This is a genomic window from Clostridium lundense DSM 17049 (assembly GCF_000619945.1).
Lineage (GTDB): Bacteria > Bacillota > Clostridia > Clostridiales > Clostridiaceae > Clostridium_AO > Clostridium_AO lundense.
In genome coordinates this window covers 25,771-48,288 of sequence record NZ_JHVC01000014.1, presented here as the reverse complement: position 1 = coordinate 48,288, position 22,518 = coordinate 25,771, and the positions used below count along the sequence as shown (strand labels likewise).

Genomic DNA, 22,518 nt, shown 5'->3' with positions numbered 1-22,518 from the left:
AAGCATTATAAATAGTAATTTATCAGTGGGACAATGAACATTCGCATATGTAGGTGAATTGATACATCTACAGGAAATTTATATTATGGAAATCGGGTGAATTTATTATGGAACAAATTATAGCTTTGATTGTTATAGCTATTCCGTTTGTGTTGACGGTATGGAACATTTTCGCTTTAATACAGTATCTAGTAATGAAGAAAGAAAAGAATTCTTATAAAGTGATAGAAGTTATTGCGATGTGTATAGGCATACTATATGTATTTTTATATGCAGGATTACGTGATGTTGTTTTTGTGAACTGGGACGTTCAGTTACGTAATTCTGAAAGGCATAGCATGATTTCGCCGGACGCTTTTTTGACAATAGGTACTATTTTACTAATTGCTTTTATGGGATACATTTTAATTAGATTTATTTCAGCAGATAGACAATCACCCATAGTATCCGTTATAGGAATTTCTGCTATATATTTAGGAATAGGAATATGTTTGTTATGGTGTATTCAGACAATTAGTGATTTTTTCTTTATTCTTTTACCTGCAAATTGCATAATCATATTCGTTAAAGCCATTTATATATTAGTTTATCAGAAAAATACTCTTTTACAAAGCGGAATAACCACGACAAAATATAAAAAACTATCAAGTATACTGAATAAAGCTACAAATCTTCCTTGGGTGGCTCTTATCTTGGTAATTCCACTACTTGGAATCATAATTGCTATTCTATTGTTATTTGGCCAAGAGCCAAATAGCATAATTAAAGCTTGGACTGAAACTGCTGACTGGACAATGTCTCAAAAAATAGCTCCTCAAAACATACAATATGATGAGCATTATCTATGTACAGTAGCCGCGGGTGGCCATAGAAAGGTAGTAAAACCGATCAGGACTGGAATGCGTCATGGACATTGTGTCGTAGTAAATAGACAACTCTGTATCGCTAATGCCTTCGAACAAGTGTTAGAAGAGAAAACTCCTATATTTCACAAAGTAGTTAGGGCTATTTACGACAGCACAGGATATCCAATTTCAAAACATATACATTCTAGATATTTAGCTGATACAATTTACTTTCTTATGAAGCCTCTTGAATGGATTTTTTTACTTGTATTGTATACTGTAGATGTGAATCCAGAAAACCGAATTGCAGTCCAATATCCACACACATCAGTACCAAACTGATAATCCAGATTATGAGCATAATTATGAACACGGCAAATTCCAATTTATTGAACAGGTATTTTTTATATATTGATAAAAGGAGGATTTAAATGGCTTCGTGGATAGTACATTGAAAAAATCCTGATTTTAGAACCTTTTCAATTTATAAGGACGCGATTGGATTTTATAATTTAATAAAGTAAAAATTCAAAAATAAAAAAAGTAGAGTGCGTCAACACTCTACTTATATACAATTCTAGTTGTTTAGGCAACTGGTACCACTATAATATTTATAATAAAAAAATTAGTAGCTATCCAATTCGACCTGGGGCTACTATTTTTTTGAGATTTTTTCTATAAGTAACACTATAATGGTAAAAACCTCATTTGTAGTTGATACAAAGAATTGTATCATAAATAAATGAGGTTCATAGTTTTAGGTGTTGAACAAAGTGGCGATAAGGTACATATATGGTATTGAATATGAAAGGTTTGAATAAATATATTAATAAGGAAATGACTATATAGTGAGGAGTAATTAATTGAAGTATGTTGAGTTTTTAGAGAAGCAAGATAAAATATATTCCGAATTTAGAGATACATTAAAGATTAAGGTAGAAGGTTTAAAACCTAATATTGAAGAGAATAAAGGTGGATATATTATAGCTTTAAAGCATTCCGACAATATTATTAATAACATTAGCAATATTACTTCAAAAATTTATAAAGAAATTGCATGTATTAAATATGATGGAGGTAATATTCATACAACTTTAGCAACTTATAATGAGTGTATTGGGTTTAAAGCAAATAAGGAAGAGTTAGAGTTGATAGCTAATATAGCTGAAAATAATATATCATTAATAAAAGATGTAAAAATAAATTATCTTGAATGTTTAATGAATCAAGATACGGTAATAGTTGAAGGATATCATTCTATTGAAGCTAATACATCAGCATACATTAAGGACAATGAAACACTATTATTAATTGATTGTGGGGAAACTGTATTTAAGAAAATTTTAGAGAAAAGCTTAATGGCTGGAGTTAAACAAGTTCATATATTAATAACTCATATGCATTTAGATCATATAGGATCATTAGGTGGATTTATTGAATTTAATTAAAAGACTTTAATTATGAAAAAGCACAACTATTCTTGGTGGGATGGAGTGCTTTTTTTATATAGAAAAATATAATATAAACTTGAATTTGAAAATATTATTGACATATGGTGGAATAAGTTGTATTATAATAACATAATATCAATTTGATATTATCTAATCGAAACTAAGTTGAGGTGAAAAACAACATGGATAAGCATTTTATAGATAAGGAAGAAGAGTTTTTAAAAAGTTATGATGAGAATGATTATAAAAGACCAAGTGTTACAAATGATATTATAATAGTTACAACTGATGATATAAAAGAAGATAATCTTAGGAAGGTGCCAAAAAAAGGATTGCAGGTTATTTTAGTTAAAAGAGATGATTACCCTTATATAGGAAAATGGGCACTACCAGGCGGGTTTGTTGATATAGAAGAAGATTTAGAAGTTAGTGCTATAAGAAAACTTAAGGAGAAGACAGGAATAGATAATGTTTATACAGAGCAGCTTTATACTTTTGGAGATGTTTACAGAGATAAAAGAACAAGGGTTATCAGTGTAGGGAATATTGCTTTAGTAGAAAAGGGCAGAATAAGATTTAAAGAAGTAGATTCCCAAAAGGAAAGTGGATGGTTTTGGATAGATAAGACTCTTATTAGCTCCGAAAAGAAAGAACAATATACAGAAAACAAACATCTTTTATCACTTAAATCTATTGATGAAAAAATAATAATGAATTATGAAGTAACAGAGAAAATTGGAAGAGACATCTTTAGAAGAAAGGAAACATCTTATAGATTATTAAATAATTCTACAGAGGAATTGGCTTTTGATCATTATAAGATATTAGATTATGGCATAGATAGATTAAGAAATAAAGTAGAATATACACCAATTGCCTTTAACCTTTTGCCAAGAGTATTTACTGTAAAAGAATTGCAGAATGTATATGAAGCAATAATGGGAAGAGAAATTTTAAATTTCAGGAGAAAGATGGGAGAAATGATTATAGAAACTGATGAAAAAATAGAAGGAAAACCCTTTAGGCCAGCTAAGGTATTTAAATTTAATGAAGATTGGGAGCATAATTTTTAAAGGCGAGGAGGCTACAAAATGATTTATTTTAATAATGAAAGAGTTGAGATTAAGAAATTTCCTAATGGTGAATCTTTGATTCATAGTGAAAATTTAAAGTTAAGAAGTGATGATAATGAGATTAAAGTTTATTTTGATAACGATGAAGATATAACTCACTTAATATTTTTGAAAAGTCATTTAGATGAATTAAAAGTAAAATGTAATTTAATAATTCCATATATGCCTTATAGTAGAATGGACAGAACTGAGGGAATAGCGGTTTTTACTTTAAAGTATCTGTGCAAACTAATTAATAGTTTACAATTTGAAAGTGTAACAATTTATGAGCCACATTCAGATGTATGCACTGCATTATTGGATAGGGTTAAGGTAGTAAATATGTCAAAAATGCTAGTGGAGAAGCTTTTAAAAGAATTAATTGATGAAGAAAAAGAGATATATTTAGTTTATCCCGATGCAGGTGCAGCTAAGAGATATGGAAAACAAATAGACTATGAAAAGATTCTCACTGCAAACAAAGAGCGAGATTTTAAAACAGGTTTTATTAAGAAGCTAGAGATTAATGGGAATATAGAAAGTAAAAGTTTCAAGGCCATTATAGTAGATGATTTATGTTCAAAGGGTGGTACTTTTATGCTTACAGCTTCTAAGTTAAAGGAAATGGGGGCAGCGGAAATATACCTAGTAGTTACCCATTGTGAAAATACAGTTTTTCAAGGTGAATTATTAACCGGTGATTTAATAACTAAGGTATATACAACCAATAGTATTTTAAGTAAGGATCATGAAAAAATTAAGGTGCAGGAAATTTAGGGGGGCTTATAATGATAAATCCATTATTGCTTACAGATTTTTATAAAACAATCCATCATATGTGCTATGCACAGGGAATGACTAAATTAGTAAGTTACTGGACTCCAAGAATGTCTAGAAAAGAAAATATGAATAAAGTTGTTATGTTTGGACTACAACCTTTTATAAAGAAATATTTAATTGAATACTTTAATGAAAACTTTTTCCAAAGGGATAAGGAAGCTGTAGTTTCTGAATATAAAAGAATTATATCTAAAACTATGGGAAATATTGCAGCAGATACAAAGCATATTGAAGCTTTGCATGACTTAGGATATTTGCCAATACAAATTAAAGCTGTAGCAGAAGGTTTAAGAGTAAATATTAAAACACCAATGATTGAGATTACCAATACACATGCTGATTTTGCTTGGTTGGTGAATTATTTAGAAACCTTTATGAGTTGTAATATATGGCAACCAATGACAAGTGCCACTATTGCATATAGATACAGAGAAATAGTAGAAAAATATTTTAATCTTACTGTAGAAAATGGTGATGTAAGAAAAGCTTGTGGAGACTTTAGCATGAGGGGCTTTAGCTCTGTGGAAAGTGCAGAACTTAGTGGTGCAGCACACCTACTTTCATTCTTAGGAACGGCAACAATACCTGCCATTAGCTATTTAGAAAAATATTATAATTGCAATATAGAAGAGGAAATAGTTGGACTAGGAACACCTTCTACAGAACACAGTGTAATGTGTAGTTACGGCGAAGATGAGCTTTCAGCCTATAAGAGATTAATCACTGAAGTGTTTCCAAGTGGAGTTTTGAGCATAGTATCTGACACCTATGATTATTGGAATGTTATAACAAATATACTTCCAACATTGAAAGAAGATATATTAAATAGAGATGGCAAAATTGTTATTAGAGGGGATAGTGGAGATCCAGTAAAAATAATTTGCGGAGATAAGGATGCAGCAAAAGATAGTGAGGAATATAAGGGAACTGTTGAGCTGCTTTGGGATATATTCGGGGGAGAAATCAATTCAAAAGGATATAAGGTTCTAAATAGTAAAATAGGGACAATTTATGGAGATAGTATAACTGTAGAAAGATGTGAACAGATTTGTAGAGGCTTGGAGCAAAAGGGCTTTGCAGTAAATAACTGTGTGTTTGGTATAGGCTCATATACCTACCAATATAACACTAGAGATACTTTTGGATTTGCCCTAAAAGCTACTCATGCAGTAATAGATGGTGAAGAAAAGTTTATATTCAAAGCCCCTAAAACAGATAAAGATAATTTTAAAAAGTCACAAAAGGGAATGTGTTATGTATATAGAGAAGGACAAGACATTTTATATAAAGATGAATTAACTATAAAAGAGCAAGCAGAATATAAGGATAATCTACTAGAAATTGTATTTAAGGATGGTAAGTTGATAAAAGACTATTCATTATCAGAAATAAGAAATAGGTTGCATGGCAGCTTCTAGTAACATTTTAAAATAAGGCAGGAAATTAATTTGGATATTTTGACGGGAGGTATAAAAATTGAGAAAAGATTTTAATGCAAAAAAGGAATGTGAAAATATTATAAATTGGATTAAAGAATATTTTAAAGCTCAGCCTAATGCCAAGGGAGCTATTATTGGAATTAGCGGTGGGAAGGACAGCTTGGTAGCAGCTAAGTTATTAGCTGAAGCCTTAGGAAAAGAAAGAGTATTTGGAGTTTTAATGCCAAATGGTGAGCAAAAGGATATAGCTGATAGCTTAAGGGTTGTAGATATTTTAGAAATTAATTATAAGATAGTTAATATAGAAAAAGCTTATAATGGATTATTAGATGGTATTGGAGATGAAAATTTATCTATTGATGCTAAAATCAATATTCCTCCAAGAATTAGAATGACTACTTTGTATGCAATTGGCACTAATATGAGCTATAGGGTATGTGGTACAGGAAATAAATCAGAAGGTTTTGTAGGATATACAACAAAATGGGGTGATAACGCCTTTGACTTTAATCCTATAGGAGATTTAACTACTGAAGAGGTTGTAGCAGTGGGAGACTCTTTAGGCTTACCTTATGAATTGGTTCATAAAACTCCAAGTGATGGGCTAAGTGGAAAATCCGATGAGGAAAAATTAGGCTTTTCCTATGAGCAAGTTAATAAGTATATAGAAAATGGCAGCTGTGGGGATAAAGAAGTAGATAAGAAAATTAAGTTGAAGAATGAGTATAATAAACACAAGAGAAATTTGCCTCCAAAGTATGAGAGAGGCTAAAATAAGAAGTTAAAGATAATTAGCCAAGGGGGAACAACCGTAAATGAAACGAATATTGATTGTTGAAGATGATTTGTCCTTAGCGAACGGCATAGCGCTGGCTTTAAAAGACAATGAATTTACCTTTGTACAAGCGCAGGATCTGCATTCTGCAGGGCAAGAGATTGAAAACACGGCCTTTGACCTTATCATTCTAGACATCAATCTACCGGATGGCAATGGACTAGATTTCTTGCAAGAGTTACGCAGGCACTCTGCTGTTCCGGTGATAATTCTTACCGCCAATGATCTGGAAACAGATGTGGTCACAGGCCTTGAACTGGGGGCGGACGATTATATCACTAAGCCCTTCAGTCTTATGATACTGAGGGCAAGAGTGGGTGCCAGGCTTCGAAGCTCTGCACCTGTTATTGTCGATCCAATATTGATTAATGGATTTCAATTCTCCTTTGCAAGAATGGAGTTTTTTAAAAATAGCATTCCCATTGAATTGAGTAAAACTGAACAAAAGCTGCTCCGTATTTTGGTTGAAAATAGGGGTCATACCCTGACAAGAGCGAAATTGGTGGATGCCATCTGGACTGATGGCGCCGTATATGTAGACGAAAATGCCCTTTCGGTTACAGTTAAGCGTTTGCGTGATAAATTGGAAGACAACCCCTCTTCGCCTGTATATATTAAAACAGTGTACGGCATTGGCTATACTTGGGCGGTGGTGTAATGGACAAGTGGTTTTTAATAATGGGAATTGTCTTAGTCACTTCAATGGCCGCCATAATTTCCGTCATCTGTCTATATCGCAGAAGAATGCGGCGGCTTATGGATTCTTTGACTGCTATGCTGGATAGTGCTATAGACGGGGATTTTATCGAAAATACTTTTGACGAATCTGTTCTATCCGCTGTGGAAGCGAAAATGGCTCGCTTTTTATCCGCCTGTGCTGTGTCTTCTAAAAATCTGGCTGCAGAAAAGGAAAATATCCAGCGCCTAATCTCAGACATATCTCATCAAACCAAAACGCCTGTTGCGAACATTCTGCTTTACTCACAGATTCTTTCGGAGCATAAACTGAGGTCAGACAGTGCCGTATGTGTAAAAGAGTTGTCTAATCAGGCTGAAAAACTGGATTTCCTTATGGTGGCCCTTGTGAAAGCTTCCCGTTTGGAAAGCGGGATTATTGCTATCAATCCGCAAAGAAACACTATGAGAGAGCTGCTTGATGCTGTTATTACCCAAATCCGGCCCAAAGCAGAAGAAAAAGAGATTACCATTGATACTGAATTGAGCGATGGCTCAGCCTATTACGATCCTAAATGGACAGTTGAAGCGGTGTATAATGTCCTTGATAATGCAGTGAAATATTCCCCTAGACAAAGCACCATCAAAGTTTATGCCATATCCTATGAGTTGTTTTTTCGGATTGATATCACAGATCAAGGTATTGGCATAGCGGAGGATGAGCAGGAAAAAATATTTACCCGTTTTTACCGTTCTGCTAAGGTCAGTGGATATGAGGGCGTGGGGCTTGGCTTATTTCTGGCACGGGAAATTATCTCTGGCGGAGGAGGGTATATCAAGGTCTCTGGAGCAAAGGGACGAGGTTCCACCTTTTCCATTTTTCTACCCACCGAGAAAAGGTAGATCTTTCAAAACTGATAGATTTCAGAAAGAATGTGGAAAGAATGTTCTGTTATTCTGTTTGTATAGCAAAAGAATTTGATACAGATTTTTGGGAGGACGCTATGATGACCATATTAAAAACAACAAACTTAAAAAAATATTACGGCAGCGGTGAAATGGCTGTCCATGCACTGGATGGTGTGAATCTTTCAGTAGAAAACGGGGAATTTGTTGCAGTAATCGGAACATCGGGCAGTGGAAAATCCACGCTCCTTCACATGCTAGGCGGACTTGATTGTCCCACTAGTGGAAGTGTGATGGTAGATGGTAAGGAAATTTTCAAGCTGAAAGAGGAAGAACTGACAATTTTCCGCCGCCGCAAAATTGGTTTTATATTCCAGAGTTTTAACCTTGTGCCTATGCTGAATATCTATGAAAACATTGTCCTGCCTATAGAGTTAGACGGTAACAAGCCGGACAAAAGCTATATAAAGCAGATTATTCAGACCCTGGGACTTGAAAGTAAATTGCAGAACTTTCCGAACCAACTTTCTGGTGGACAGCAGCAACGGGTAGCTATTGCAAGGGCATTGGCCACAAAACCGGCTATCGTACTCGCCGATGAGCCCACCGGTAATTTGGATAGCAAGACCAGTCAGGATGTGATAGGGCTTTTAAAAGTTACTGGGAAAAAATTCAATCAGACCATTGTCATGATTACTCATAATGAGGAACTGGCACAGCTTGCAGACCGTATTATCCGTATTGAGGATGGAAAAATTTCAGGTGGTGATGCGAGATGATTCGAGTAGGAAACAGAAAGATAATCCGCAAATTGGCAGTGAAGAACTTTCACGCTGCCAGAACACGCAACATCATCGCTGTGTTTGCAATTGCACTGACCGCACTTTTATTTACCAGTCTACTTACAATGGGATCTGGCATGATGAAAAGTATGCAGCTCGCCGATATGATTATGTCCGGAGGTGACGGACAAGCTCGTGTGAATTATATGACCGAATCAGAGTATCGCACCATAAGCAACCATTCTCTGATAAAGGAAATCGCCTATTGTCGCAAACTTGCCGACAGCGTGGATAATGATGCCCTTATCAAGCGGCATACAGAGTTTTGGTATTATGATGATCTTGGTTTGAAATATGCGTTTGTTGAGCCGACCAGTGGACATAAGCCGCAAGCAGAAAACGAGATAATCACCGATACCACGACACTAGAGATGCTTGGTGTTCCACAAAAACTGGGCGCTCATATAAAATTAGACTTCACCGCCCACAATAAAAAAGTTGCACGTGATTTCGTGTTGGCCGGTTGGTGGAAGAGTTACCCAGGTGTGCAGACTGGGACGATTATCGCCTCTCAAGCTTATGTTAATGCTCATTTGGATGAATTGAGAAGCACCTACCGCCAGGATCGAGCAGAAACCGGAACCATTTCTGGAATTATAAAATTTGCAGGCACAGAAAACATTGAAGAAGACCTGAAGAAGGTAGTGGCAGACAGCGGATTTTCTATGGATTCAAATGCACAGAACTATATAAATACAGGAATTAATCCCCGATATTTGTCAAAAAGTACAACAATGGGGGTTGGAACGGCTGCTGCACTGTCCTGTGCCTTGCTGTTATTTGTATTCACAGGATATCTGATTATCTATAACATCTTTCAGATTTCCGTTTTGCGCGATATGCACTTTTATGGATTGCTGAAAACTATCGGCACCACAAGACGGCAACTTTATGCTATCATCCTGCGACAGGCATGGATGCTTTCACTGATTGGCATTCCATTGGGGCTTTGTGGTGGCTTTTTTGTGGGTAAGGCACTGCTGCCGGCGTTGATGGCGCAATCCAGCTTTAAGGGGGAGGCGGTGATTGTATCCCCTAATCCTTTCATCTTTGCAGTGGCCGCCATATTCGCACTAATTACCGTGTTTATCAGTACCCGAAAGCCGGCAAAAATGGCGGCAAAAGTATCTCCTATTGAAGCAGTTCGCTATACGGATGCCAATTTGAGCGGTGGTAAGGAAGGAAAGAAAAAAGTTCGAAATGGAACTCCACAAAAAAGAATGGCATGGGCTAATTTTGGGCGAAATAAGAAACGTACTGTGCTGGTGATTCTAAGCCTTTCGCTGAGCATCGTACTGACCAATACGGTTTTCAATTTCTCACAGAGCGTTGATCCAGAGAATGCTCTTAAAAATGCCAATGCTTCGGATTTTCGCATCGGTCAGGCCAACCTATTTTTTCAGTACCAAGTCAATGCAAAAAGTGAGCTTAGCGAAAGTTTTATTAGCGCTGTAGAAAAACATGATGGATTTAAAACAGGTGGTCGCCAATATGGCTGTAAAGCCAAATACACAAGCAAAACCACCAAGCAAACAGCCAACCAAAAACAGGACGGTTCATTTTCTACACATATATATGGGATGGATGAATTCCCATTTTCCCGTCTGAAATTAGTGGATGGTGAAATAGATACAGAGAAACTTGCAACAGGGAAGTACATTCTAGAGGGTGTTTGGGTAGATTCCCGCGGTCATATGGATATGAACAGTATGAATCATGGTATTGGAGATAAAGTCAAATTGAATTATAACGGTAATATTCATGAAGTAACTGTACTTGGCCATGTCATCGCAAACGAGGCAAATACCTATGACTGGGTGGACTCCTGCTTCTTTCTTCCAGGGGATGTTTATAAAAAATTTACTGGCAATACCTATGCCATGAGCTATGTTTTTGATGCTGCGCAAGATAAAGAAACTGACATGGAGTACTTTCTAAAACAGTATACGAATAGTGTTGAGCCAACAATGAGTTATAAATCCAAACTCACTACCTTAGCAGGTGTTACGGATATTAAGAATACTATCGTATCAATTGGTGGAACAATTGCATTCATTATTGGAATCATTGGTATTTTGAATTTTATCAATACCATTTTAACCAGTATCCTAATTCGTCGAAGAGAACTGGCCATACTGCAAAGTATAGGCATGACTAGAAGGCAGCTTGTGGCAATGCTATGCCTGGAGGGATGCTATTATGTGACATTTACTGCGGTAATTTCTGTCTTGCTAAGCCTTGGAAGTTCACTGTTTATTGTGCGCCCACTATGTGATCAGATTTGGTTTTTAAACTTCAAGTTTAATTTCTGGCCACTGGTAATCATCTTCCCGATATTATTTGTTCTAGGTGTTTTGGTTCCCTATTTTGTCTATCGCTTTACAGATAGACAAAGTGTTGTAGAACGATTAAGGATTGATGGGTTATAAAGGAGATAGATTCAGGCATACAAGAAAAGGCTATTGCAGAATATCTAATAGCCCTATTTTAGCAAGAACACTATCTAATAAATACCTTAAAGAACAAGGATTTATAACATTAACTGAAAAGTATTTATCATTGGGTAATTCTTATTGAACCGTACCATAAGCAATGAAATATTTACAAGTTATGTTATAATGAGTTAAGTAATAAATTTAAAGTGAAAGGTAAATAGGAATTTGTAGGGCAGCTAATATAAGACAAACAACTCCCTATTAATAATAAATACAATCAAATTAATATATTTTTAACTTAGGAGGATATAGTATGGCTAAATTATTAGTTATTGATGATGATCTTGATATGCTAGATTTAGTACGTACTGCTTTAGAAAAAGATTGCCATCAAGTAGATACTGAAGTAGATGCTACTACAATACAGTCTAGTAGATGTCAACAATACGATCTTCTATTACTAGATGTAATGATGCCAGGTGAAGATGGTTTTTCGCTTTGTAGCCGTATACGTTCTGAAGCGGATTGCCCAATTCTTTTCTTAACCGCAAAATCAGAGGATGCAGCTCTTGTACAAGGATTTGGATTAGGCGCTGATGATTATATTAAGAAGCCTTTCAGTATTGCAGAATTACGAGCACGAGTAAATGCTCACCTACGTCGAGAAGTTCGTCAGCCTACACACACACTTAGTAGAGGTGGTGTTAGGTTTAACATGCAAGAAAAAATGGCTATTGTAGGTGAAGATACGCTTCTCTTTACTAAAGGTGAATACGCTATAAGTGAACACTTGGCTTTGCATACAGGACAAGTATTTACCAAAGAACAATTATATGAGGCTGTTTTTGGTTTTGATGCCGATGGGGATGCTTCAGCTATTGTAGAACATATAAAAAATATTCGTGCTAAACTAAAGGTTTATGATCTTAATCCTATTGAAACTGTTTGGGGGGTAGGCTACAAATGGCGAAAAGACAACATTCTATAAGTCTTTCATTTGTACTTTTACGTTTTGCTATAGTTATGCTGGGAAGTATGTTGTTATGCTGCATAATATGGTTTATCACCCTACAACTACTACAAAAAAATGGAATTATTTATCATGGATCAGTATCTAACCAACAAGTGGAGAAAATGTTAGCTGGAAAACCCAAAAATTTTGTTTCACCTGATGATAATTTTCTAGCAAAGTACGCTTTGTTTGATAAAAGTGGTGAGATACTAGAGAGCAATGTAGAAGGAAAAGAATTGGAAACATTGGCTGTTTCTTTAAGAAAAAATATAAATGACATACATATTTCACAATATACTTACTCAGATGGAAGTACCATAGTGATTTCTTGGAATTACAGGAGAGAGTTTGTAAATCCTACTTTGCGAAGTATGTTGCCTCCTTTTGAATATCTATGGTTGGCTACACTGTGTATTGCATGGATTCTTTGCGTGCTGTTTAATACTTTGTGGCTTCGCCATCGCCTTGCTACTAAACTGAAACTATTTGGTGAAGTAAGTGAAAAAGTAGCTGCACAAGAGTTGGAGTTTGCAATTCCTTATGCTGGCATACGTGAGTATGATCAGGCACTTGATGCTATGGAACATATGCGAAAAGCATTGTATAACTCTTTATCTTTACAGTGGGCTGCAAAGCAAGAACGTCAGTCAGAAATAGAAGCACTTGCACATGACTTAAAAACTCCACTTACTCTGATAGGTGGTAACGCTGAACTTTTGTTAGATGAAGAGCTATCTGATGATAGCCGAAGAATGGTGAAAACAATTATGTCAAGCAGTAATCGAGCAAAACAGTATGTAGCAAGTTTGCTGGAAACTTCTATAGGTATGGATGAAGAATTTGAAAAAATCAGCTTATCCGATATACTTGATGAGTTATATCAAAATACTATTGCTATTGCAGAAAATAAGAAAGTTTATTTGCAAAAACAAAATAAGTTAGAAGGTATCACAAATATTCAGAAAGATCGTTTGCTTCGTGCTTTGGGAAACATAGTACAAAATGCTATTCAACATACCCAGGCAGGGAGAAATGTCTATTTAGAAGGTAAAATAATAAATGATGGATGGAAAATTATTGTGCGTGATGAAGGTCCTGGTTTCAGTAAGGCAGCATTACAACATGCAACTGAACGCCTTTGGAGGGATGATACAGCTCGTGCTAAAAGTGAGCACAATGGCCTTGGTCTATGGTTTGCTTTGCAAGTAGTAAAAATACATGCAGGACAGATTAAACTACAAAACTATGATTCTGGTGCATTGGTAACAATCAAATTTCACTAGACACCAGCTAATATTACAAACATTAAATAAGCACTAATTGACTACTTACGCATGCATCAATAAAAAAAAGTAAGTCACTGGAACGTATTCTAGTGACTTACTTTTTTTAATTCCAATAGTATATTTCCGTTTCCTTATAAAATCCTTATAATTAGTTGTTACCATAATTATGGCAAAACCGTAGGTGTAATAATTAACATAAATTGTATTCTATGGAATGCCCTCTGTTAAATACAAAAAGAAAGAAGGAAATAATAATGCAGGAGTATATCATAAAAACACATAGTGTTTCTAAAAAATTTAAAAAGACCTATGCAGTAAAAGATTTATCTATGTCTGTAAGAAAAAATTCTGTCTATGGTCTATTAGGACCTAATGGTGCCGGTAAATCTACCTTATTAAAGATGATTACTGGAATTATTAGACCGACATCAGGTGAAATATTATTCAATAACCACTATTGGACGCGAAAAGATTTATTAAATATTGGTTCATTGATCGAATCACCTCCACTATATGAGAACTTAACAGCATTTGAAAATTTAAAAGTGCGTGCAACTCTTTTAGGCATTTCACTGAAAAAATGTAGTGAAGTTTTACAAAAAATGGACTTAATGGATGCAAAAAATAAAAAAGCCTCAGATTTCTCGTTAGGAATGAAGCAAAGGTTGGGGATTGCATTAGCACTACTAAATAATCCAAAGCTGCTTGTTTTAGATGAGCCTACAAATGGATTAGACCCTTTTGGAATTGAAGAATTAAGAAAAATGATTCGAACTTTAGCAGACTCAGGAATTTCTGTTATTATATCTAGCCATATTTTAAGCGAAGTACAACAAGTTGCTGATGATATTGGAATTATATACAATGGAACACTCCTACACCAAGATAAAATTGATGCAAATGAAAATTTGGAGCAATTGTTTATGGATATTATCAGAAAGGAGCGTGAATCCTGATGTTACAAGCATATTTAAAAGCAGAAAATCTAAAATTTAGGCACTCACTATTCAGAAAACTCACCATATTGATACCATTAGTCTTAATTTTGGTATCTATGGTTTTCATGTTTGTTGGTATTGGTTTGGGAGGCTTTTCAAGTTCCATCGTTTGTAATTGGAGTATGCCTATTGCATCATTGTCAATTATGTTTTTATGTCATCAAGTGAATAACAAAGAAAAAAAACATAAATACAGAACTCTTTATAGTTTACCTATTGATCTAAAGAAAACATTTATTTCTAAAACAATTTTGATAGCACTTAATCTTTTAGTAATGTCATTGTTGCTGTCATTTATCACTATTATCTCTGAATTTATATTGTCAGGGTTTTCAGTAGCAATTGGGTATATTGGATACTATATTTTAGGATACATTTTATTGTGGATTTCTTTATTATGGCAGATCCCTTTATGCTTATTTTTAGATGAAAAAGTTGGGTTTATTGGTTCTCTGATATTAAGTTTATTTGCTAGTGCATTTGGCGGATTATTCTTTGCATTGACTCCTTTATTTTGGATTTTCCCATATAGCTGGACTGGGAGGTTTATGATTACATTATTTGGAGTTTTACCAAATGGATTATTAGTTGAATCTGGCTCAAGATGTATTTTAAGTCTAGGACAAAGTTCATTATTAGTGTTAATTTCCCTATTTACTGTAGTTGCCCTTACCATCTTGTTTTCAGGTTGGTATAGAAAGCAGGTGTATCGTAAATGACAATTTTGAGAGAGTTCAGCTCTAATTTTATCAAACTAAAACGGACTCCTCTTCTTTTATTGCATTTGTTACTGCCTATAGTGATTACATTTTTATTTTTATATTATTACACTATTTCTGGATACCGTATCATTACTGACGTGAGAGTATTTTTCATTATATTACAAATATGTTATCCAACTTTTGTAGGTATTGTTGTATCTGCTTTTACTCAATTAGATAGAAACATAAACGGTATGCAAAATACTTTGGGCCTAGTGGAATCTCGAATAAGCATATATCTAGGGAAATTATTTTTTATATTATTTCTTTCAGCTATCAATTTAATACTGTATGAATTATGTTTTTATATTGGCGTCAATTTATTTTTAGATACTAATGTAGCTCCATTGAATTCATATATTGGTATATTTCCAATATTCTTATTCAGTAACTTGTTTTTATACTCATTACATTTATCAGTTGCTTTTCGATTTGGTTCTAGTGTTTCTGTGTTACTAGGAATAGCAGGTACAATTCTAGCAGGTTACTTTCAAACTGCCATTGGTGATAAAATTTGGCCAATCATTCCTTGGGAATGCAGTGTCAGATTTTTAGAAAACTATTTTAATTTTTCAAGTTCATCTATTATTTCTGGGATTATTTCTATGATCATTTTGACTTCCATTGTTCTAATTTTATCAATTCTATGGTTCAACAGATGGGAAGGAAAAATCACACAGGAGTAAAATACACGTAAAGATTATGTTAAAACAAAGAAAGGGATGGCTATATTTATGAAGAAAAAGTTATATAAAATTAGGGAAGGTAATATGTTCAAAACCTCACTTACCGCTGATACGGAGAACCATACCATAAGTAAATGCGATGTTTACTATTCTCAGATTCAATGGTACTATTTGTTAAAAAATATATAAATTACAAAATATAACAGCTTTCTATGATAAAATATAAATATCATAGGAGGCTGTTTTGTTATGGAAAAAAGAATATTTTTAAATATATAGAGAGGAAGAAAATTAATGAAAAATAGTAAGAGAAGTGTTACGGCTAATATTGAGTTTTTAGTTAAGAAGGTTTGGAAATGGGACAAAAAATTATTTTTTTACTTTGAATTGTATACAATAGTAACAGCTATAGTTCCATTTATAAATATATTTGCACTGAAGTTTTTACTGGATGAATTAATGGGAGCTAATAGGGGGGAACAGTTAATTACTATATTATTAAGTTATGTTATTATATCTGCTGCATTAAATTATTTTAATGCATATTTAGAGGGGGCTTATGCTCCTAGATTAACAGATATAGGATTTAGATTTAGTAATCTTATGAATGAAAAGTGTATGAATATGGATTTTAAATATACTGAAGACACTAAAACCTTAAATGATATAGAAACTGCATACAGAGCTGTAAGTGGTACTCTTGTTGGTATTGAAGGAGTGCTTCGTAAGCTTTTTGGATTATTTGGTGCAGGCATTACATTCCTCGGATATATAACTATTGTAGTTAACTTAAGTCCATGGATTCTATTATATTTGATAGCTAATGTAGTTACTATTTACTATTTGACTATTAGAGTGAAGAAATATGAGTATAGAAAAAAAGATGATATTTCAGAATTAAAAAGAAAAAGCGATTATATTTATGATATTATGTCTAATTTTGCTTATGGTAAGGATGTAAGAATTTTTGATTTAAGTAAACGTATAGCTAACAAATTTCAATACATTAACATGGAGCTAGTTAAAATTCAGAAGGATATTAAATATAAAGATTTTAAGGTAATGTTAGTGGATGCTTTTCTTCTCCTCATTAGAGAGGGCGGAATATATGCTTACTTAATTTACAAGGTATTATATGATCACATGAGTATAGGAAATTTCACCCTGTACTTTGCTATAATTGGGGGATTTGCAGCTTGGATGCAAAAGATCTTGGAGGATATAGCTCATATAAATGCTCAGAATTTATATATAAACGACTATAGAAACTTCTTGGAAACTGATTTAAAAATAGAAAATTCCAATTACGTGGATATCCCTAAAGAAGAGAATTACGAAATAGAATTTAAAAATGTATCCTTTAAATATCCAAGTAGTGAAAGATATATTTATAAAAATCTTTCCTTAAAAATAAATAAGGGTCAGAGATTAGCTATAGTAGGAGTTAATGGAGCAGGAAAAACCACTTTTGTTAAGTTGCTAACTAGATTATATGAGCCTACAGAGGGTGAAATATTACTAAATGGGATAAAAATTTCAAAGTTTTCTAAGGATGAGTATTATAAGTTATTTTCAGTAGTATTCCAAGAAATAAAAATGTTTGCCTTTTCTATAGCTGAAAATATAGCTCTTAAGGATACAGATAAAATAGATAGGGAAAAGGTAGTTGAGAGTATTTATAGGGCTGGAATGAAAGAAAAAATCCATTCTTTAGAAAAGGGAATAGATACATCCTTACTTAAAATATTAGATTCCACTGGTATAGAACTTTCAGGAGGAGAAAATCAGAAGCTAGCACTTGCAAGAGGATTGTACAAAGATGGACCTATTGTAATTTTAGATGAACCTACAGCAGCCTTAGATCCTATTGCAGAATACAATATTTATAAAAGCTTTAATGACATGATCGGTAGTAAAACAGCACTTTTTATATCTCATAGATTAGCGAGTACACAGTTTTGTGACGTTATAGCTTTTTTTGAGGATGGAGAAATAAAGGAATATGGAACGCATAATGAACTTTTAAATAAAAATGGAAAATATGCAGAGATGTTTAATGTACAAGCATCTTATTATAAAGATGTAAACTTAGCATCAGAGGGGATATAGCATGAACAAAGAAAAGATTTTAGGATTAAAAAAAGATTTTAGTACTGCTGTACATTTTCTAAAGTTAACTTACAGAATTTCAAAGTCATATATTCCTGTCCTAATTATATCCTGCATATTTAAGGCGTTACCCCCTTTTGTTAATATAATAATGCCTAAATTTATTATAGATGAATTAACTAATCAAAAGAGAGTAGAGATAATTATACCACTGGCATTCATGATTGTAGTTGGAAATTTCATATTGAATTTATTTAATAGATGGTTGGATACTATACTAGATATAAAAAATATAGAAATTTCCAATGAGTTTAACTTATTAACTGGAAAAAAAATAATGAATATGGACTTTGAAAAAATAGAGGACCCTGAAGTCTTAGATTTGAAGGAAAAAGCTATATATCTTATTAATAATCAAAATGTTATAGAGAGAATGATAAGTGAAACAACGAAAATATTCACACATATTATAACTATAATAGGGCTTATGACAGTAATTGCAACTTTAAATTTATATATTGTTTTATTTACACTTTGTATAGTAGTGGCAAATTCTTTTATGTATAAAAAATCTCAGGAAGCACGTTTCGGAATATATAAAGTATTAATTCCACTAAATAGAATTGGTCAATATTTTGATGAAGTAATTAAAGATTTTTCTAGTGGTAAAGATATAAGATTATACAATATAAGTCCTTTAATTATGAAAAAATATGAAGAATATAATAAGGATTCATTAAATGAATTTAGTAAGATGTTTAAAATTGTATGGAAATATAATGGATTTAATAAGATAAATCTTCAAATTCAGATGGCAGTTATTTATGCGTATATGACTTATAAGGTGTTTACAAAATCTGTAGGCATAGGTTCATTTACAATGTATGCATCCTCAGCTATTAATTTTAGTATCACAATATCTGATTTTAGTACTGCCATTATTTCTTTAAGGCAGATGTGCAAATTATTAGAGCCATATATGGAATTTGAGCAAATTAAATCTAAAAATATAGAGGGAACTAAGAAGACTGGGAATATAAGTGAATTTAATATAGAATTCAAAAATATATCCTTTAAATATCCACGGAACAAAGAATATACCCTGAAAAATGTATCTATTGCCATTAAAGACGGAGAAAAACTATCAGTGGTAGGACTAAACGGAGCAGGAAAAACTACTTTTATAAAATTACTTACAAGACTTTATGAACCTACAGAAGGGGAAATTTTATTAAATGGTGTAAACATAAAAGAGTATGATTATAAGGAATATATGAAGCTATTGTCTGTAGTATTTCAAGATTTTAAGCTTATGGCATTTAGTATAAAAGAAAATATAGCTCTTAATGATTATGAAAGTTCAAAAGATGAGGATATTGAAAGAACTCTTAGAGAGGCAGGACTTGAAAAGGATATATTGAATCTACCAAAAGGAATAAACACTAGTATATATAAAACCTTCGAGGAAGATGGTATAGAGTTCTCAGGAGGTCAGTCTCAAAAGATAGCTATTTCAAGAGCAATTTATAAGGATGCACCAATAGTAGTTTTAGACGAACCAACAGCAGCGTTAGATCCTATTGCTGAGTTTGAGATATATAGTAGATTTAGGGATTTAATAGGGAAAAAAACAGCTATATATATATCACATAGATTATCAAGCTGTAAGTTATGCGATAAAATAGCCATATTCCATAATGGTGAGATTATTCAATATGGAACTCACGATGAATTAATAAAAGAGAAGGGAAGCCAATACGAAAGTATGTATATGGCTCAGGCACAGTATTACGTTTAGATGAAAACAAACTAAAAACAAGTCAATATTTAAAATAAGCAGGAAGGCAGTGGGAGCTTTTTAAATATCGAGGGGAAGAAATATGAATATTATAAACACAGATTTAAAATTTAATGGTTTGACTTATTGTAACTCTCCTAGAAAGGTTATTCTTCATCATGCAGAAGCAGTAAGCTGCAGCATAGAAGATATTCATAACTGGCATTTAAATAATGGTTGGTCCGGCTGTGGGTATCATTACTTAGTACGAAAAAATGGAGTTATCTATAAAGGAAGGGGTGAAAAGGCTTTAGATGCTCATTGTATAAATTATAATGCAATATCTATAGGTATTTGTGTAGAAGGAAGTTATAACTTTGAAACTATGCCAGATATTCAGTATAATGCACTTATAGAATTAATTCGCTGCATATGTAATAAATACAATATAACTGAAATCTATGGTCACAGAGAGCTTAATGCCACAGATTGTCCTGGTAAGAATTTTCCTTTGGATAGAATAAGAAGAGAAGTAAGATCAGGAGCTGCACCAAAAGATTGTACAAGTTATCCTGGGTATTTACTTATAATGAATCCTAGTGTAAAGGATAATAATGTAAGACTTATTCAAAAGAAGCTTATAGAAAAAGGTTATAGTGTTGGAAGTTGTGGAGCGGATGGATATTTTGGATACGGTACTTTAGAAGCGGTTAAAAGGTTTCAGAGGGATAAGGGACTTGTGATGGATGGAATTGTAGGGGAGAGGACTTGGAGGAAGATAATGCAATAGGGAACGGGATGGAAAGGAGTGTTGAGAACATTCCTTTCTTTTGTAATATGAGAATATTGTGCAATATCAGTTAGATATAATATCTAACCCGCTGTTATATAAGTATCTAATCTGTTCACTAAAAATTTTACTTTTTAATATATTTTGATTTGTAGACTTAATCTCGCTAATAAATGAAAATAATTTATCAGTAACCTCAGCCTTAAATATTTCTTTTTTTAACCTTACATCTCCCCAAGTTTCCTGTATGGGAGTATTGAATAACTCTGAATGGGTTGTTACAATATTTTTTAATCCATTGTTCATTTCTTGATTCCAGTTTATCTCTATTTCGCTTACCAAGATTTCTGTTTCTTTAACTGAAAATTTTAGCCAAGTTGTACTGTTTTCAATATATTTAAGATAAAAGAAAGAATATTCTTCTAAATGGCTAACAATATAAATAAGACCATCAAAGTATGCATTTATTAATTCTGAAAACACTCTTCGAGCCTCTAATGGGCATTCATTTTCTTCATCTAAATATGAAATGAATTTATTTCCATCAAATATTACAGTGAACATCCCGTATATATTTGTAAATTCTCTTTCAAATTCTTCAAGACTCATGATACTGAAATCTTCTTTATCGTCTTCAAAAATAAAGTATTTTATTTCAAATACTTTGTTCAAGATAACACCTCCGAACATTTATGGCTTAATTTGTATTTATTTCCTATTGTGAATCAATTATAACATAATTATTAAAGGAAAATTTAGTAGGCTTTTAAAGTTTGTGATTTTAAAGCTGCTAGGAGGTTTCATAGAAATAATAGGTTTAGTGGAGAGGATAATGATATGCAAATGGGTATCAACCCCCACCTTCCTTTTTGTAATATCTTTGAAGTGCGACACAAAAAACCGTAGAATTCAGGTTTGGGATATGCTCCACTTGTGATAGACAGTTTAAATAATAAAAACTGTTTATCACGAGGAGGAGTATATTTTATGGGTAGAAAAGCGAAAATATCATTTGAAGAAAAATACAAAGCTATTGAAGATTATTTGAGCCACAAAAAAAGTGTAAGTGAATTGCCAAGGAAATACCAGGTTGCTCTAACATCAGTACGTGGCTTAATCCATAATTATCAATCGATGGGTATTGATGGATTGATAACTGTAAGCAGTAATTCTTCTTATTCGGAAGAATTAAAACTATCTGCTATTCAAAATTATTTATCTAGTAAAGGGTCACAAGAAGCGATCTGTAAAAAATACGCAATACGTCCAAGAGTAATTTTGCGGAATTGGATTTTAAAGTATAATAGTCATCAGAAGATTAAATCTTCCAGAACAGGAGGAGAATCCATCATGACAAAGGGACGATCAACCACTTTTAATGAAAGAATAGAAATCGTTAAATATTGCATTGAACATAAAAAAACTATAATGAAACTGCTGAAAAATGTCAGGTATCATACCAGCAAGTGCGTAGTTGGACTGTAAAGTACGAGGAATCCGAAGTTGATTCACTTGCAGATAACCGTGGAAAGCACAAACTCCAAGATCAACTGACCGAGCTTTAGCTTCTGAAAGCTCAATACAAGCTTTTAGAAGCTAAAAACAAACGCCTTGAATCGGTATGTCGTAAAAAGAAATACAACTACATTAAATCGACTCCCGAGATTACTGCTGAGAATATTCTGAACCGTGATTTTAAGGCTGAATATACAGAAGAAA

At 33.2% G+C, this 22,518-nt stretch carries 21 protein-coding genes; 20 read left to right on the top strand and 1 reads right to left on the bottom strand.

Annotated features, from left to right (window positions below; translation table 11 throughout):
* The first annotated feature begins 107 nt into the window (after positions 1 to 107).
* The 18 genes from T514_RS0115560 (at position 108) to T514_RS0115470 (ending at position 20,799) form a co-directional block, all read left to right on the top strand.
* Positions 108 to 1,187 (top strand): DUF6688 domain-containing protein, encoded by a 1,080-nt coding sequence (locus T514_RS0115560; RefSeq protein WP_034869339.1) that lies wholly within the window; start codon positions 108 to 110, stop codon positions 1,185 to 1,187.
* 521 nt (positions 1,188 to 1,708) lie between these two features.
* The gene (locus tag T514_RS27355) at positions 1,709 to 2,293 is read left to right on the top strand and encodes an MBL fold metallo-hydrolase (RefSeq protein ID WP_027625614.1); all 585 of its coding nucleotides are present in this window, start codon (positions 1,709 to 1,711) and stop codon (positions 2,291 to 2,293) included.
* A gap of 185 nt (positions 2,294 to 2,478) precedes the next feature.
* Entirely contained in the window at positions 2,479 to 3,369 is an 891-nt protein-coding gene (locus T514_RS0115550; protein ID WP_027625613.1) for an NUDIX hydrolase, read from the top strand.
* Between the two features lie 18 nt (positions 3,370 to 3,387).
* Positions 3,388 to 4,185, top strand: a complete 798-nt coding sequence (locus T514_RS0115545) for a ribose-phosphate pyrophosphokinase (RefSeq protein WP_027625612.1) — start codon at positions 3,388 to 3,390, stop codon at positions 4,183 to 4,185.
* A gap of 11 nt (positions 4,186 to 4,196) precedes the next feature.
* Positions 4,197 to 5,666: a nicotinate phosphoribosyltransferase gene (locus tag T514_RS0115540; RefSeq protein ID WP_027625611.1), complete on the top strand. Its 1,470-nt coding sequence runs from the start codon at positions 4,197 to 4,199 to the stop codon at positions 5,664 to 5,666.
* 58 nt (positions 5,667 to 5,724) lie between these two features.
* Positions 5,725 to 6,459 (top strand): NAD(+) synthase, encoded by a 735-nt coding sequence (nadE, locus tag T514_RS0115535; RefSeq protein WP_027625610.1) that lies wholly within the window; start codon positions 5,725 to 5,727, stop codon positions 6,457 to 6,459.
* Between the two features lie 43 nt (positions 6,460 to 6,502).
* Entirely contained in the window at positions 6,503 to 7,180 is a 678-nt protein-coding gene (locus T514_RS0115530) for a response regulator transcription factor (protein ID WP_027625609.1), read from the top strand.
* Positions 7,180 to 8,100 carry a sensor histidine kinase gene (locus T514_RS0115525; protein ID WP_027625608.1) on the top strand — a complete coding sequence of 307 codons (921 nt, stop codon included), beginning with the start codon at positions 7,180 to 7,182 and terminating at the stop codon, positions 8,098 to 8,100. The genes T514_RS0115530 and T514_RS0115525 overlap by 1 nt, the downstream gene beginning before the upstream one ends.
* A 104-nt stretch (positions 8,101 to 8,204) precedes the next feature.
* A complete protein-coding gene (locus tag T514_RS0115520) occupies positions 8,205 to 8,882 on the top strand; it encodes an ABC transporter ATP-binding protein (RefSeq protein ID WP_027625607.1) in 678 nt (225 codons plus the stop codon).
* Positions 8,879 to 11,374, top strand: coding sequence for an ABC transporter permease (locus tag T514_RS0115515; protein WP_027625606.1), 2,496 nt, complete (start codon positions 8,879 to 8,881; stop codon positions 11,372 to 11,374). The genes T514_RS0115520 and T514_RS0115515 overlap by 4 nt, the downstream gene beginning before the upstream one ends.
* 319 nt (positions 11,375 to 11,693) lie before the next feature.
* A complete protein-coding gene (locus T514_RS0115505; RefSeq protein ID WP_027625605.1) occupies positions 11,694 to 12,368 on the top strand; it encodes a response regulator transcription factor in 675 nt (224 codons plus the stop codon).
* Complete coding sequence (locus T514_RS0115500) at positions 12,344 to 13,675, top strand: HAMP domain-containing sensor histidine kinase (protein WP_027625604.1); 1,332 nt, start codon at positions 12,344 to 12,346, stop codon at positions 13,673 to 13,675. Before T514_RS0115505 ends, T514_RS0115500 begins: the two co-directional genes overlap by 25 nt.
* A gap of 257 nt (positions 13,676 to 13,932) precedes the next feature.
* Complete coding sequence (locus tag T514_RS0115495; RefSeq protein WP_027625603.1) at positions 13,933 to 14,634, top strand: lantibiotic protection ABC transporter ATP-binding protein; 702 nt, start codon at positions 13,933 to 13,935, stop codon at positions 14,632 to 14,634.
* On the top strand, positions 14,634 to 15,395 hold the full coding sequence (locus T514_RS0115490; RefSeq protein WP_027625602.1) for a lantibiotic immunity ABC transporter MutE/EpiE family permease subunit: 762 nt from the start codon (positions 14,634 to 14,636) through the stop codon (positions 15,393 to 15,395). Before T514_RS0115495 ends, T514_RS0115490 begins: the two co-directional genes overlap by 1 nt.
* A complete protein-coding gene (locus T514_RS0115485; protein WP_027625601.1) occupies positions 15,392 to 16,123 on the top strand; it encodes a lantibiotic immunity ABC transporter MutG family permease subunit in 732 nt (243 codons plus the stop codon). Before T514_RS0115490 ends, T514_RS0115485 begins: the two co-directional genes overlap by 4 nt.
* Positions 16,124 to 16,417: 294 nt before the next feature.
* Positions 16,418 to 18,232 (top strand): ABC transporter ATP-binding protein, encoded by a 1,815-nt coding sequence (locus T514_RS0115480; protein ID WP_027625600.1) that lies wholly within the window; start codon positions 16,418 to 16,420, stop codon positions 18,230 to 18,232.
* 1 nt (position 18,233) lies between these two features.
* A complete protein-coding gene (locus T514_RS0115475; protein WP_027625599.1) occupies positions 18,234 to 20,030 on the top strand; it encodes an ABC transporter ATP-binding protein in 1,797 nt (598 codons plus the stop codon).
* An 82-nt stretch (positions 20,031 to 20,112) separates the two neighbouring features.
* Positions 20,113 to 20,799 carry a peptidoglycan recognition protein family protein gene (locus T514_RS0115470; protein WP_027625598.1) on the top strand — a complete coding sequence of 229 codons (687 nt, stop codon included), beginning with the start codon at positions 20,113 to 20,115 and terminating at the stop codon, positions 20,797 to 20,799.
* Between the two features lie 66 nt (positions 20,800 to 20,865).
* On the opposite strand, the gene T514_RS0115465 is transcribed toward T514_RS0115470, so the two are convergent.
* Positions 20,866 to 21,471 carry a hypothetical protein gene (locus T514_RS0115465; RefSeq protein ID WP_027625597.1) on the bottom strand — a complete coding sequence of 202 codons (606 nt, stop codon included), beginning with the start codon at positions 21,469 to 21,471 and terminating at the stop codon, positions 20,866 to 20,868.
* A gap of 315 nt (positions 21,472 to 21,786) precedes the next feature.
* Here T514_RS0115465 and T514_RS26705 point away from each other — a divergent pair, with 315 nt between their 5' ends.
* Together T514_RS26705 and T514_RS27705 are read left to right on the top strand one after the other, a co-directional pair.
* Positions 21,787 to 22,284: a helix-turn-helix domain-containing protein gene (locus tag T514_RS26705; protein WP_051542072.1), complete on the top strand. Its 498-nt coding sequence runs from the start codon at positions 21,787 to 21,789 to the stop codon at positions 22,282 to 22,284.
* On the top strand, positions 22,266 to 22,364 hold the full coding sequence (locus tag T514_RS27705; protein WP_423219362.1) for a hypothetical protein: 99 nt from the start codon (positions 22,266 to 22,268) through the stop codon (positions 22,362 to 22,364). The genes T514_RS26705 and T514_RS27705 overlap by 19 nt, the downstream gene beginning before the upstream one ends.
* The last annotated feature ends 154 nt before the right edge of the window (positions 22,365 to 22,518 follow it).

Bases quoted from the DNA above. Each gene is read 5' to 3' on its own strand.
- T514_RS0115560 (WP_034869339.1), top strand. From the start codon at position 108: ATGGAACAAATTATAGCTTTGATTGTTATAGCTATTCCGTTTGTGTTG.
- T514_RS0115550 (WP_027625613.1), top strand. From the start codon at position 2,479: ATGGATAAGCATTTTATAGATAAGGAAGAAGAGTTTTTAAAAAGTTAT.
- T514_RS0115545 (WP_027625612.1), top strand. From the start codon at position 3,388: ATGATTTATTTTAATAATGAAAGAGTTGAGATTAAGAAATTTCCTAAT.
- T514_RS0115540 (WP_027625611.1), top strand. From the start codon at position 4,197: ATGATAAATCCATTATTGCTTACAGATTTTTATAAAACAATCCATCAT.
- T514_RS0115530 (WP_027625609.1), top strand. From the start codon at position 6,503: ATGAAACGAATATTGATTGTTGAAGATGATTTGTCCTTAGCGAACGGC.
- T514_RS0115525 (WP_027625608.1), top strand. From the start codon at position 7,180: ATGGACAAGTGGTTTTTAATAATGGGAATTGTCTTAGTCACTTCAATG.
- T514_RS0115520 (WP_027625607.1), top strand. From the start codon at position 8,205: ATGACCATATTAAAAACAACAAACTTAAAAAAATATTACGGCAGCGGT.
- T514_RS0115515 (WP_027625606.1), top strand. From the start codon at position 8,879: ATGATTCGAGTAGGAAACAGAAAGATAATCCGCAAATTGGCAGTGAAG.
- T514_RS0115505 (WP_027625605.1), top strand. From the start codon at position 11,694: ATGGCTAAATTATTAGTTATTGATGATGATCTTGATATGCTAGATTTA.
- T514_RS0115500 (WP_027625604.1), top strand. From the start codon at position 12,344: ATGGCGAAAAGACAACATTCTATAAGTCTTTCATTTGTACTTTTACGT.
- T514_RS0115495 (WP_027625603.1), top strand. From the start codon at position 13,933: ATGCAGGAGTATATCATAAAAACACATAGTGTTTCTAAAAAATTTAAA.
- T514_RS0115490 (WP_027625602.1), top strand. From the start codon at position 14,634: ATGTTACAAGCATATTTAAAAGCAGAAAATCTAAAATTTAGGCACTCA.
- T514_RS0115485 (WP_027625601.1), top strand. From the start codon at position 15,392: ATGACAATTTTGAGAGAGTTCAGCTCTAATTTTATCAAACTAAAACGG.
- T514_RS0115480 (WP_027625600.1), top strand. From the start codon at position 16,418: ATGAAAAATAGTAAGAGAAGTGTTACGGCTAATATTGAGTTTTTAGTT.
- T514_RS0115475 (WP_027625599.1), top strand. From the start codon at position 18,234: ATGAACAAAGAAAAGATTTTAGGATTAAAAAAAGATTTTAGTACTGCT.
- T514_RS0115470 (WP_027625598.1), top strand. From the start codon at position 20,113: ATGAATATTATAAACACAGATTTAAAATTTAATGGTTTGACTTATTGT.
- T514_RS26705 (WP_051542072.1), top strand. From the start codon at position 21,787: ATGGGTAGAAAAGCGAAAATATCATTTGAAGAAAAATACAAAGCTATT.